8 protein-coding genes are annotated in these 13,112 nt (G+C 67.9%); 2 read left to right on the top strand and 6 right to left on the bottom strand.

Annotated features, from left to right (window positions below; all coding sequences use genetic code 11):
• Positions 1–82: 82 nt before the first annotated feature.
• Positions 83–2,668 carry a TonB-dependent receptor gene (locus J2X20_RS21635; protein ID WP_310269310.1) on the top strand — a complete coding sequence of 862 codons (2,586 nt, stop codon included), beginning with the start codon at positions 83–85 and terminating at the stop codon, positions 2,666–2,668.
• Between the two features lie 74 nt (positions 2,669–2,742).
• On the top strand, positions 2,743–4,062 hold the full coding sequence (locus J2X20_RS21630) for a sugar MFS transporter (protein WP_310269308.1): 1,320 nt from the start codon (positions 2,743–2,745) through the stop codon (positions 4,060–4,062).
• 17 nt (positions 4,063–4,079) lie between these two features.
• On the opposite strand, the gene J2X20_RS21625 is transcribed toward J2X20_RS21630, so the two are convergent.
• The 6 genes from J2X20_RS21625 to J2X20_RS21600 form a co-directional block, all read right to left on the bottom strand.
• Positions 4,080–6,266 (bottom strand): carboxy terminal-processing peptidase, encoded by a 2,187-nt coding sequence (locus tag J2X20_RS21625; protein WP_409034183.1) that lies wholly within the window; start codon positions 6,264–6,266, stop codon positions 4,080–4,082.
• A gap of 97 nt (positions 6,267–6,363) precedes the next feature.
• Positions 6,364–7,956, bottom strand: a complete 1,593-nt coding sequence (locus J2X20_RS21620; RefSeq protein ID WP_310269301.1) for a tetratricopeptide repeat-containing sulfotransferase family protein — start codon at positions 7,954–7,956, stop codon at positions 6,364–6,366.
• A gap of 79 nt (positions 7,957–8,035) precedes the next feature.
• A complete protein-coding gene (locus J2X20_RS21615) occupies positions 8,036–9,508 on the bottom strand; it encodes a tryptophan halogenase family protein (protein ID WP_310269298.1) in 1,473 nt (490 codons plus the stop codon).
• 2 nt (positions 9,509–9,510) lie between these two features.
• On the bottom strand, positions 9,511–11,025 hold the full coding sequence (locus J2X20_RS21610; RefSeq protein WP_310269295.1) for an ATP-binding protein: 1,515 nt from the start codon (positions 11,023–11,025) through the stop codon (positions 9,511–9,513).
• Positions 11,015–11,734, bottom strand: coding sequence for a response regulator (locus J2X20_RS21605; RefSeq protein WP_310269292.1), 720 nt, complete (start codon positions 11,732–11,734; stop codon positions 11,015–11,017). Before J2X20_RS21605 ends, J2X20_RS21610 begins: the two co-directional genes overlap by 11 nt.
• The gene (locus J2X20_RS21600) at positions 11,731–13,032 is read right to left on the bottom strand and encodes an ABC transporter substrate-binding protein (protein ID WP_310269289.1); all 1,302 of its coding nucleotides are present in this window, start codon (positions 13,030–13,032) and stop codon (positions 11,731–11,733) included. The genes J2X20_RS21605 and J2X20_RS21600 overlap by 4 nt, the downstream gene beginning before the upstream one ends.
• Positions 13,033–13,112: the final 80 nt, after the last annotated feature.

Here is a 13,112-nt window from a genome sequence, read left to right as displayed (position 1 = left end):
GACCCGCCCCACCCGCCGGCACGCCCGCCGACGGGCGAGGCCCCTTGTTGTCCAACAGAACTCGTTGCCCAGGAGCACCTACGTGGCCAAGCCTCACCTCAAGCAGAACCTCTTGCCCCAACTCATCGGCCTCGCGCTGGGGGGCGCCGCACTCGCGCCGGCCTTCGCACAGGACACGAACCAGCTCGAAACCGTCGAGATCCGCGGCGTGCGGGCGACGCTGAAGAAGAACCTGGCCGAGAAGCGCGAGTCGCAGAACATCGTCGACTCCATCAGCGCCGAGGACGTGGGCAAGTTCCCCGACAAGAACGTGGCCGACTCCCTGCAGCGCGTGCCCGGCATCTCGGTGGACCGCATCTGGGGCGAAGGCAAGGCCATCTTCGTGCGCGGCACCGACAAGAACCTCAACATGACGCAGCTCAACGGCCAGGCCGTGGCGTCGTCGGAATGGTGGCTCAACGAGCCGCAGACCCGCAGCTTCAACTACGACGTGCTGCCCTCCGAGATCGTCGGCAGCCTGGACGTGTTCAAGAGCCCGTCGGCCGACCTGGACGAAGGCAGCATCGGCGGCCTCGTCATCGTCAAGACCCGCAAGCCCCTGGCCTTCAAGGATCAGCTGACGCTGCAGGCCTCCGCCGAGGCCATGTACAGCAAGCTGCCCGGCAAGACCGACCCGCAGGTCTCGGGCCTGCTGAACTGGAAGAGCGACGACAAGACCTTCGGCGTGCTGCTGGCCATCAGCAGCCAGAAGCGCCATATGCGCCGCGACGGCCTGGAGCAGTTCTCCGACGGCAAGTACGACGTCAAGGACCAGAACGGCGCCGTCACCAACGCCTATGCCTCCTGGGGTGGCGGCTCGGCCATCTTCCGCCAGGAGCGCGAGCGCACGACCACCAACCTGGCGCTGCAGTTCCAGCCCAACCCGGCCACCGACATCGTCCTGAACCTGATGGATTCGGACATGAAGATGAACAACAACAACCAGAACTACCTCTGGCAGGCCGGCGGCCTGGCGGTGGGCGGCGTCATCAGCGTCGTCGACCCGAAGTTCATCACCGTCAGCGACGGCGGCAAGGCCCTGGTCGGCGGCACGGTCGGCCCGAAGACGGGTGTGTCCTTCGAACCCATCTACCGCGAGAGCTATATCAAGTCCCGCGTGGCGGATCTCGACGGCAACTACCAGGGCGGCAGCTGGACGCTGCACGGCCAGGTGGGCACGACCAACAGCTCGGGCGGCAGCTCGCATGACCGCCACTTCTGGATGGAGGGCGATACGCGCACGACCATCTCGCTGGGCCCGGACCACTACGGCGTGAAATACCTCGACATCAGCCCGCTGGACCCCAAGGCCCTGACGCTGAAGGCCGGCGACGACCGCATCCGCCGCATGGAGGCCAAGGAGAACTACGCCCAGGGTGACGTGAGCTTCGACCTCGACGGCGGTGCCATCAAGTCGGTGAAGCTGGGCGTCAAGCTGCGCGACAACACGCTGCAGAACTTCCGCACCCAAGGCACGGCCGGTCCGGGCTCCAACGGCTGGCAGTCCTTCAGCCTGGCCGACCTGTCCACCGGTCCGTCGCCGCTGCTGAGCCAGCAGGCCGCCACCGCGGACGCGCTGACGCAGTACGCCTGGTTCGACGACGGCCTCGTCGCCAGCAAGGCCATCCCGATGTACGACAAGGCCATGACGTACAAGGACGTGCTCAACGAGAACTACAAGATCCACGAGAAGATCACGGCGCTGTATGCCAAGGCCGACTACGCCGTGGGCCAGCTGCGCGGCGACTTCGGCCTGCGCTTCGTGCGCACCCAGCAGACTTCCGATGGCTACCTCGGCAATGCGAGTGGCGGCTTCTCGCCCACCAGCGTCGGCAACAACTACACCGATGCCCTGCCCAGCCTGAACGTCGTCTACGACCTCAGCAAGCAGCTTGTCCTGCGCGGCTCGGTGTCGCGCGCCATGGCCCGCCAGACCTTCGACCTGCTCAGCCCCGGCCTGCGCCGCGACGGCACCGTGCTGTCCAAGGGCTATGCGGGCAATCCGATGTTGAAGCCGGTGCATGCCAACCAGGCCGAGATCGGTGCCGAGTGGTACTACGCCGACGCGGCGTTGATCTCGGGCACCTTCTTCATCAAGAAGCTCGACACCTTCACCTACAAGGCCTCCAAGTCCGAGCAGGTGGGCAGCGAGACGCTGACGGTGGAGCGCCCCTACAACGCCGACAACGGCGCCGACATCAAGGGCTTCGAACTGCAGTGGCAGCAGCCCTTCGGCAACAGCGGCTTCGGCACCGTCGTGAACTACACCTTCACCGACGCCAAGGCTGGCGCCGTGGCCGGCCAGCCGCGCCTGAAGGTGCTGGGCAACTCGCGTGATCAGTTCAACTTCAGCGGCTACTACGAGCAAGGCCCCATCAGCCTGCGCCTGTCCTACAACTACCGTTCCAAGAGCTATGGCAACGTGGAGATGGGTGGCCAGGTCGTCAACAGCGCCTATGGCCAGTGGGACGCCTCGGCCAGCTGGGACGTGACGAAGAAGATCGCCGTCTACGCCAGCGCGGTGAACCTCAACAACGAGGTCATCAAGTCCAACACGGTCGACGGCATCCCGGTGGGCGTGTACGAGAACGGCGCTCGCTACAGCCTGGGCATCCGAGCCAAGTTCTAAGGTTCGACCTCTATTGTGGTTCGTGGCGGCGGTGTACACACACCGCTGCCAGCCCTTGCCTGACGCCTTCTCACATGCACACCAAAACCCTCACACCCACGGCAGGCCAGGGCGTGCTGCTGCCCATGCTCTTCATCGGGCTGATGTTCTTCATCCTCGGCTTCGTCACCTGGCTGAACGGCTCGCTGATCCCCTTCCTGAAGATCGTCTGCGAGCTGAACAACTTCCAGGCGTTGTGGGTGGCCTTTGCCTTCTACATCGCCTATACGGTGATGGCCCTGCCTTCAGCGGCCATGCTGGCGCGCATCGGCTACAAGAACGGCATGACGGCCGGCTTGGGCGTCATGGCGCTGGGCGCGCTGTGCTTCATCCCGGCGGCGAAGTCGGGCCTGTACCCGGTCTTCCTGCTGGCCCTCTTCACGCTGGCCAGCGGCATGACCTTGATGCAGACGGCCATCAACCCCTACATCGTCTGCATCGGCCCGCGCGAAAGCGCGGCCATGCGCATCTCCATCATGGGCCTGTTCAACAAGGGCGCCGGCATCGTCGTGCCCCTGGTGTTCACGGCCCTGATCCTGTCGGGCATGGAGCGTTTTTCGGAGTCGGCGCTTGCCGCCCTGGATGCGGCCGGCCGCGAAGCGCTGCGCAATGAGTTGTCGCAGCGTCTGGTCTTCCCCTATGCGGTGATGGCCGCCGGCCTGGTTGCCTTCATGGCCTTGATCCACTTCTCGTCGCTGCGCGAGCCCGAACTGGAAGCGGCCGATGCACCGTCCGGCGAGGTCAAGCGCTGGGGCGTGTTCCAGCATCCCCAGGTGGTGCTGGGCGCCATCGCCTTGTTCGGCTATGTCGGCGTCGAGGTCATCGCCGGCGACACCATCGGCCTGTATGGCCGCCAGCTCGGCGTGGCCCACTATGGCGTGCTCACGTCGTACACCATGGGCTTCATGGTGCTGGGCTATCTGCTCGGCGTGGCCCTGATCCCGCGCTGGATGTCGCAGCGCGCGGCCCTGGTCTTCTCGGCGGTCAGCGGCATCGCCTTCGTGCTCGGCGTGGCACTGTCCTCGTCCACGGAGTCCGGCATTTCGCAGGCCTTGCTCGGCTGGGTCGGCGTGCCTGCCGTGCCCAACACGGTGTTCTTCCTGGCCCTTCTGGGCCTGTCCAACGCCCTGGTCTGGCCGTCCATCTGGCCGCTGGCGCTGGAAGGCCTGGGCAAGTACACGGCGGCCGGCTCGGCCCTGCTCATCATGGGCATTGCCGGCGGCGCGCTGATCCCCATGCTCTATGGCCACTTCGCCGACGTGTGGACGCCGCAAAGCGGCTATTGGGTCATGCTGCCCTGGTATGCACTGATCCTGTTCTACGCGCTGTTCGGAAGCCGTCTGAGGCGTTGGTGAAGCTTGTCGGACCCAGCCTATTGGTCCGATGAACCTTTGCCCAGCAGGGCCTTGACCACCACCGGACGGGTGGCTGAAGCGCTGGCAGACATCTGAGACTTGCCTTCCCTCAACGCCACGCTGTCGGACAGGATGTTGACGGCCTCGTTCAGGAGGACGTCGTTGACGGCGTCCCGGGTCTTTCTCGCGGCGAGATCCTTGTCGAGCTTGCGTTCGTTGAACTGCAGGCCGTCGTCGGCCAACGCGCTTTCCGTGCCTGGGGTCGTGCCCGTTTCAGCACCGCCCAGCATGGCGGCCAGGCGCTTCTCTTGCGCGGCGCGCTCCTTGCGCCGCACCCCTTCATTGAGGGAAATGACATTGTTCTTGCGCAGGTCCTGTGCCTTGGCAACGTCCTCCAGCAGGCCCTGATAGTCACGGTCGCGCCGGACGCGGCTCTCGTGCCACGCGAGCAGGCGCGGCAGCTGTGTGCTGATGTCGCCCACGCTCGCGTAGTCGGCGGCCTTGATGCGCGTCCACGGCAGGGCGTTGCCGTAGCTCGACTCACCGAACTGGGCCTCGTCGCCGCTGGCCGGGTAGCGGATGTCCGGCGTCACGCCCCGCAGTTGCGTCGTGCCGCCGTTCACCCGGAAGAACTGCGCGACGGTCATCTTCAGGTCGCCAAACACCGGTGTGGCATTCCTGGCGATCCGGTCGAGGCTGGCGACGGTCTGGACCGTGCCCTTGCCGAAGCTGGGCTCGCCGATGACCAGGCCGCGACCGTAGTCTTGAACCGCCGCTGCGAAGATTTCGGACGCCGAAGCCGAACCCCGGTTGATCAACACCCCTAGCGGTCCACTCCACGCCAAGCCGGTATCGACGTTCTTCGCCACCGTGATGTCGCCCTTGGCATCGCGCGTCTGGACCACCGGCACCTTGCCAAGGAACAGGCCCGTCAGCTCCACCGCTTCGCGCAGCGAGCCTCCGCCGTTGTTGCGCAGGTCCATCAACACGGCCTCCACCTTCTGGGCTTTCAGGTCCAGCAGCAGCCTGGCCACGTCGCGTGCCGCGCTGCGGTAATCCTTGTCGCCCTTTTGCATGGCGGCGACGTCCTCGTAGAAGGAAGGCAAGGTGATCACGCCGACGAGACGTTTGCCCTCACCGGTCGTCACCGAATAGACCTTGGCCTTGGCCGCGCTGTCCTGCACCGTGATGGTGTTGCGGACCAGGACCACGGTCTTGATGGATGCATCGGGCCCGCCGTCGGCAGGCAGGACGTCCAGCCGCACCGTCGAGGCCATCGTGCCGCGAATCAATGCCACCGTGTCGTCCAGGCGCCAGCCGACGACATCCTCCATCGGGCCCGCCGCGCCTTGCCCGACGCCCACGATACGGTCGCCCACCTTCAGCTGCCCCGACACGCTCGCAGGCCCGCCGGCCACCAGTTCCCGGATGGTGATGTAGCCGTCGATCTCGGTCAGAACGGCGCCTATGCCCACCAGGGACAGGCGCATCGCGATGTCGAAGTTCTCCGCGGCGCGTGGCCCCAGGTAGTTGGTATGGGGCTCGATCGCCGTCGTGTAGGCGTTCATGAAGGCCTGAAAGGCGTCGGCGCTGGAGATCTTGCCCAGGCGCCTGGCGGCGTTGTCATAGCGCTTGTCGAGCACTTTCCTGATGGCCGCGTCGTCCTGGCCGGCCAGCTTGAGCCGCAACCAGTCATTCTTGACGCGCTTGCGCCAGAGCTCGAGCGAGTCGGCTTCGGTCGCGGGCCAGGGTTGGTCCTTGCGGTCGATCATCAGCGTCTCGTTGCGCTCGAAGTCGAAGCCCTTGGCCAGCAGGCTGCGGGCAAAAGCCATCCGCTCGACCGCCCGGCGCTCGTACAGGTTGAAGATCGCGAACGGCGCGCGCAAGTCCTCGGTCAGGATGGCATCGTCGAGCCGGTTGCGGTCGACAGCCAGGCGGTCGATGTCGGACTGCAGGAAGTACAGCTTCTCCGGATCGAGCGACTTCAGATACTGGTCGAACACCTTGCCCGACAAGGCGTCGTCGAGCGGGACGGCCTTGTAGTGGTAGCGCGACAGTAGGTCCGCAGCCAGGCGAGCCGCCTTGGCCTCCTGCACCGCCGGCTTCAGCAGCGGCGGGTACGCAAGCTCGGTGTCCGCTCGGGCACCCTGCAGTGCAGCCGCCACGGCCAGCACGAATCCAATCAGCTTCTGTCCCAATCTCACTCCACCACAGTTGAACGGCCCATGAACATGGGCAGGCCTGGATGGTGCCATGCCACGCGCGAGGGCGCTGAGACGTCGTCGGCGGCGGCCGGGACTATCACCCCCCCGTCGCGGCGAAACGATCGCGCAGCGGGTCGAGCAGCGGGCCGTAGCGCTGCGCCGGTGTCGACGCGGCGCGCATCGGCTGGCGCACCTGCAGCGAGCTCGGCGTGCGGATCGCACGCGGCGTCTCGTGAAAGCGCAGGCAGGCCGGCTCGAAGTCGAGGCCGCAGGCGGCGAGCAGCGCGTGGATGCCTGCTTGCGGGTCGGCGACGAGGTCCTCGTATCGCTGCACGATGAAGCGGCCCGGGTGGCGCTCGGCCCAGAAGCGGGCGAGCACGTCGTAGGCGCGCCAGTACGCCGCGAGCCCGTCGAAGCTGTACGTGAAGTGCACCATGCCCGGCCCGAAGAGCTGCTTGTAGCAGGACCACGCGGTCTCCACCGGGTCGCGGCGGCAGTCGACGATGCGAGCACCGGGCAGCATACGCAGCACGGCGCCGGCATAGAGCCAGTTCTCGGGCAGCTTGTCGGTGGCGATCGGCTTGGCCGCACGCCAGCGCGCGCTCGCCCGCAAATAGGCGTCGCCGAGCCGCCGCCAGTCAGCGTCGCTGGCATCGGCGACCCAGTTCGGGAACGGCTTGCCGCGCCGCCGAGATTCGGCGTCGAGCAGCTGCGGCAGGTAGGGCAGCTCGCTCGCGCCTTCGACCTGCGAGTGGCTCGCGAGGATCTGCTCGACCAACGTCGTCCCCGACCGCGGCAGTCCGACGAGGAAGATGACCTCGCGCCCCGGCCCGTCCTGCGGCGGGGGCGGCGCGGCGGCGAACGCGGCCTGGATCGCGTCGACGTGGCGCGCGAACGCCGCGGCGTCCCACGGCCGCGCCGCGCGCGCCGCATCGTTCGCCGCGCACAGGACCCGGAACGCATCGGCGTGCCGGCCCGCGCTCTCCAGCCCGGCGCCGAGGGCAAAGCGCAGGAGCAGCCGTTCCTCCGCCGGCATCGTCGCCGGCGGCGCGGCGGCCTGCGCCTCGAGCTGAGCCAGCTCTTCGGTGGTCAGCGGCACGAGTTTCAGGTCGGCCAGCGTCCACCACGCGTGCGCGACCAGCTCACCGCGCGCGATCAGGTACCGGCAATCCGCGGCCGCGACATCGCCATGGCCAAGGGCTGTCGCGCAGCGTGCGCGCTGCAGCCGGGCGAGCGGCGCCGCCGGGTCGAGCGCGACGGCGCGCTGCACGGCGCCGTACGCCGCCGCCGGCTCGCCGGCGTTGTCGTGCTCGAAAGACAGCCCCAGCCAGTCGGCCGATGTCGTCGCGTGCGCCTCGCCTTCGCGCAGCGTCGCGATCACCGCAGCGTGGTCGTGCGCGTGCTCCTGCGCGGCCGCGAGCTGCGCGCGGAGGTCGAAGTCCTCGGGCCGCTGCGCGAGCGCGCGCGCGAGGTCCTGGATTGCGCCTTCCCAGTCGTCGTTGCCGGCGCGGCAGACCGCGCGCAGTTGCAAGACCTCCGGGTGCTCCGGCGCGCTGCGCGCCAGATCGAGCAGCAGCAGCTCCGCGTACATGCGGTCGCCCGCCTCCAGCGCCTGCGTGGCGCGGCGCAGCTGCTGCACCTCGGCTGGCTTCAGCCCGTGCAGCGGATTGCTCGACGCGGGGCGGTTCATTGATGGGGGACGGGTAGGGGCATCATGCGGCGAATTGTGCGGCCGCGCGCGGCGGGCTCGGCGCCCCGCGGCTTGTCAATCAAGCTGTCAGATGACCACGGTGTGAGCCGAATGCCCGCGCCAGCTGCTTCAGCCGGTCTCGGGCCTGGGACGCCGTGATGGCCTGAGGCGCAGCACGCAGTTCGGCCGGGAAGCGGCCCATGCCGGCCAACAGGCAATACCAGGACGGGCGCAGATACATCAGCCCGGCACCGTGGCGCTCCAACTCGGCCTCGAAATCGCCGCCGCGGTCCCAGACCTCGAGCAGGCTGGCGAGTCGGTCGGAGATCTTGCGGTTGGCGCGGTTGGCCCGCCAGTAGTCGGTGTCGCGGCGCGTGTTGAGCTGGTAGTGGGCGACGACATAGTCGCGCACGCCCTCGAACATCGCGTTGACGCGCTCGTTGTAGGCCGCCTGCCGCGCGCGGCCGAAGCCATCGCTCTCGAGGTCGGCAATGAACCGTTCGACGCTGAGCTGGATCAGCATCAGCGCCGTGGCCTCCAGCGGCTCGATGAAACCTTGCGACAGGCCGACGGCGACGCAGTTCTGGCGCCAATGCTGCTTGACGCGGCCCACGCGCATGCGCAGGCGGCGCGCCTCCACGCCTTCGGCCGCAGGGCCCAGATGCTCACGCAGCTCCCGCTCGGCCGCGTCGTCGCTGACGAAGTCGGCGCTGTAGACATAGCCATTGCCGTAGCGCGTCGTCAACGGAATGCGCCAGGCCCAGCCGTGGCGCAGGGCCGTGGAGACGGTCTCCGGCGGGATGTCCTCGCCATCGAGCAGCGGCGTCGGCATGGCGATGGCGCGGTCGTTGAAGAGGTTGTCGCGGTAGGCATGAAAGGGTTCGCCCAGGGTCTCGGTGATGAGCAGGCCCTTGAAGCCGCTGCAATCGACAAAGACGTCGGCCGCGACACGTGCGCCGGTCTTCAGATGCACGGCCGCGATGTCGCCGTTCTCGTGCTGTTCGACGCGCGCCACGGTGTCGACGACATGACGCACACCCAGGCCGATTGCATGCGTGCGCAAGAAGGCTCCGAGTCGGCCGGCGTCGAAGTGATAGGCGTAGTCCATCCCCGGCCCGTGCGGCGCGCGGCGTTGCCGCGCCAGCTCGGCGGCGAGGAAGAAGTCCTGAGGGTTCGCGTCCGCTGCCTGGCCACGCCGGCGCAGGCAGGCGTTGGTGAAGAACTGGTTGCCCAGCTCGCGGTCCGCCTCGTTGAAGAAGGGGTGAACATAGCTCTCGTAGCCCGCCACCTCGCTCCAGCCCGGGAAGCGGATGCCGGCCTTGTAGGTCGCATCGCAGGCCGGCATCCAGTCGCGCTCGGCGATACCCAGGGTGCGGAAGAAATGGCGCAGAAAGGGCGTCGAGCCCTCGCCGACGCCGATGGTGCCGATGTCGGCCGACTCGATCAGCGTGACGTCGACACCGAGCCTGGCCCAACGATGACGCAGCAGATTGGCCGTCATCCAGCCCGCCGTGCCGCCGCCAACGATGGCGATGTGTTTCGGGGCGTGCATGCTCAAGCCGCGGGTAGGGAGAGGCTGACTTCGAAGCCGCCTTCGGGGTGATTGCGAAAGCGCACCGAACCGCCATGGTCGGCGACGATCTCGCGCACGATGGACAGGCCCAGGCCCAGGCCTTCCTTGCGCATGGCAGCGCCGTGGTCCAGGCGCGTATAGGGCTGCCCCAGCCGTGCCAATGCCGCCTCGGGCACGCCGGGCCCATGGTCGCGCACGGTCACGAACACCATGCCCGCCTCGTCGGGCGCGATGCTGATCTCCACCGGCTGCTGCTGCGCCTCGCCGTAGTACATCGCGTTGTCCAGCAGATTGCCGATGGCGCGCTTCAGGGCCAGGGGCTTGCCGAAGACGGTCAGCGCCTGGCTCTGCAGCTCGACCTTGTGCCCGCCCATGCGCGCGTCTCGCACCATCTTCTGCAGCACGAGGTCGATGCGCAGCGGTGCGCGGTTCTCGTGGATGTCGGTGTCCTTGACGATCTGCAGAGCGGTTTTCACCATCATGTCCAGTTCGTCCAGGTCCTCATGGAATTCGTCCTGGACGGCGGTGTCATCGAGCAGCTCGCTGCGCAGCCGCAGCCGCGTGATCGGTGTTCTCAAGTCATGGGAGATGGACGCGAACAGCCGCTCGCGGTCGCCGATATAGCGGCGGATGCGCTCCTGCATGTCGTTGAAGGCCTCGATGGCCTGGCGTACCTCCTGCGTGCCGCTGACGCGCAGCGGCTTGGGCGCCACACGCCGGCCCACGCGGGCCGCCGCCTGGCTTAAGCCCGCCAGCGGCCGCGTGATGGTGCGCACGGCGATCAGCGTCAACAGCACGGCCAGGCCCAGGGCCAGCAGTTGCGGCGTCAGGCGCTGCCAGGTGAAGAACTCCAGCTGCTCCAGGAAATAGGGGTCGGGCAGGGTGCTGCTCAGGTAGAGCCACTGGCCCGGCTCGGTCTCGGCCTGGATGACAAGGAAGGGCGCGGGCCGCTCGGCGGCGATCAACGAGGGCTCCACCCAGCTTTCAGGCAGATCGCTCAGCAGCGCGCCGCCGGGCGACACGGCCAGGCCGATCGGCGAGGCCAGCACCACGCGCACCGGCGTGCCCTTGGGCAATTGCGCGCTGAGTTCCTGCGTGACTTGCTGCTCCAGCATGCGTGCCATGGGCTGGCCGGCCAGCGGCGTCACCGCGACGGCGGCGTTGTTGAAGAAGACCAGGAAGCGCGTGCCGCCCATGGTGCGCAGCTGCTCGATGAGCAGGGGCCGATAGGCGGCGGGCAGCTCGCGCAGGGCTCGCACCGCACCCATGGCGCCGCTGGCCACGTGGTGGGCCGCCAGCTCGGTCTGGCGCCGCACGCGTTGCTCGATCTGGCTGTACCAGACCAGGTTGACGGCCAATTGCACCAGGGCCAGGCCGCCCAGCATAGCCAGCACGAAGCGGCCCTGCAGGCTGTCAAACAGGAAGCTGCCGAAACGTCGGGGCCAGCTGCGCAATCGCGCAGGCCGACCCACGTCTTCGGTCACTTCAGAGAGCATGCCGCGGCGTCACGGTCGTCGCGAACACATAGCCCGAGCCGCGCACCGTCTTGATCAGCGCCGGCTGCTTGCCATCGTCCTGCAGGCGCTGGCGCAGGCGGCTGACCTGCACGTCGAGAGACCGGTCCAGCGGCCCGAGGTCGCGACCGCGCGTGACCTCGGCCAGGCGGCTTCGGTCCAGCACCTCGCCCGGATGTTCGACCAGCAGCTTGAGCAGCTGGAAGTCCATGCCCGACAGGGCCGTGGCCGTTCCATCCGGGTCGATGAGGCTGCGTTCCAGCAGGTCCAGCGTGAAGCCGTTGAAGGCGTAGTAGCGCGGCTCCTTGGCCTTCTCCTGGCCGGTGCGGCGCGTGATGGCCTTGATACGGGCCAGCAGCTCGCGCGGGTTGAAGGGCTTGCCGAGGTAGTCGTCGGCGCCCAGCTCCAGGCCGACGATGCGGTCGGTCTCGTCGGCGCTGGCCGTCAGCATGATGACCGGCACCTCGGAGCGGCGGCGCACCGACTGGCACAGCGTGAAGCCTTCGGTGTCGGGCAGCATCACGTCGAGGATGCACAGGCTGATCTCGTCGCGGTGGCGTTCGAACTCGGCCATGAAGCTGGCGCCGTCGTGGGCCAGCAGCACCTCGTACTGGTTCTTCTCGAGATAGGTCTTGAGCAGGCTGCGGATTTTTTGATCGTCGTCGACGATCAATATCTTGCGGGGCGTCATGGAGAGGCTTTCGTCTTCGGCGCGAGCGCGCGCAGCAGGCCCTGCAGCTTGCGCTGGGCGGCGGCGGGCGTCTGGCTCGGGTCCAGCGCAAAGCGGTGGACGGTTTCGATGATGGCGTTCTTGCCGACCTCGCCAAAGGCCATGCGGTGCACGAGGCTGGGCACGCGCGGCGTGTTGGGGTTGGCGAAGAGGTGGAAGGACGCTTGCGCACAGGGGTCCAGCTCGTCCACCGGCACGTCGCGGCGCACGGGGATGGAGCCCTTGATGCGGTTGTAGCCCAACTGCAGCGTGGCGCTGCCGAGCAGCTCGGCCATCTTTTCCTGGTCGGCCTGGCTGCCGCCGTTGCCGGCCAGCATGGCCAGGGTGTCGATGCTGTAGAGATGGGCCTGCGCCGTGCCGGGAACGGCCTTGCAGCTGAAATCGCGCTCGCCTTCCAGCCCCATGGCGCCGAGCTCGCCGCGGGCCCAGTCGCCCATGATCATCATGGCGGCGCGCTCGTTGGCGAAGTCGGCGACGACATCGGTCCAGGGCCGTTCGCCCGGCGCGACACCGCTGGCGGGCAGGGCGAGATTGCGCCAGTTGCGCAGGCGCTTCAGCGCACGCTCCAGCGCCGGGTCGTCGAAGGCGCTGAGGTCGCGTTGCTCCAGCATGCGTCGGTAGAGGGCCGGCCCGGCCTCGCTGAGCAGCATGGCCTCGAAGATGGTGGCGACCTGCCAGGGTTCGTCGCTGAAGGCCACCGGCGTGATGCCGGCGGCGCGCAGCTTGATGGCGGCGCGTTCCAGGCCGTCCCAGTCGTTGGGCAGCTCCAGCCCCAAGCGCTTGAACAGCGCCTTGTTCAGATAGAGGTTGTTGATGCGCTGGATGCCCAGCGGCGCCGCGACGATATGGCCGCGCACCGTCACCTGGGCCATGACCTGGGGGAACATGACCTTGGACCAGTTGCGCTTGGCCGCCACGCTGTCGAGCTCCAGCAGCAGGCCCATGTCGGCCCACTCGTTCATGGACGCGCCGTTGAGCTGGGCCACCTTGGGCGCCATGCGGCGCAGGATGCGCTCGTTGAGCACCTTGATGGCCGGGCCGCCCCCGCCGCCGGCCACGGCGCCGTCCACCCACTTCAGGCCGTTCTCGGCCATGCGCGCGGCGACATGGTTGGCTGCGGCGCGTTCGCTGGCGGACGTCCACCAGTGCAGCACATTGAGCTCACCCGTGCCTTCGGTTGCAGGCGTGATCGCAGCAGGGCCGGCCGCCATGGCCGCGCAACTCCAGGGCAACACCGCCAACGCCAGCATGCGGCGCATCTTGCGGGCGGCCCGGCGGCGCCAACCTTGCGTTGTGTACGACTTCTGTAATGTTGTGTGACTCAAGGACAACCGCCACC

Source organism: Roseateles saccharophilus, from assembly GCF_031458095.1.
GTDB lineage: Bacteria > Pseudomonadota > Gammaproteobacteria > Burkholderiales > Burkholderiaceae_C > Pelomonas > Pelomonas saccharophila_A.
This window is presented reverse-complemented; position numbering and strand designations above follow the sequence as displayed.

Coding starts and splice junctions, on each gene's coding strand:
- J2X20_RS21630 (WP_310269308.1), top strand. CDS start 2,743: ATGCACACCAAAACCCTCACACCCACGGCAGGCCAGGGCGTGCTGCTG.
- J2X20_RS21600 (WP_310269289.1), bottom strand. CDS start 13,032: ATGCGCCGCATGCTGGCGTTGGCGGTGTTGCCCTGGAGTTGCGCGGCC.
- J2X20_RS21620 (WP_310269301.1), bottom strand. CDS start 7,956: ATGAACCGCCCCGCGTCGAGCAATCCGCTGCACGGGCTGAAGCCAGCC.
- J2X20_RS21610 (WP_310269295.1), bottom strand. CDS start 11,025: ATGCTCTCTGAAGTGACCGAAGACGTGGGTCGGCCTGCGCGATTGCGC.
- J2X20_RS21605 (WP_310269292.1), bottom strand. CDS start 11,734: ATGACGCCCCGCAAGATATTGATCGTCGACGACGATCAAAAAATCCGC.
- J2X20_RS21615 (WP_310269298.1), bottom strand. CDS start 9,508: ATGCACGCCCCGAAACACATCGCCATCGTTGGCGGCGGCACGGCGGGC.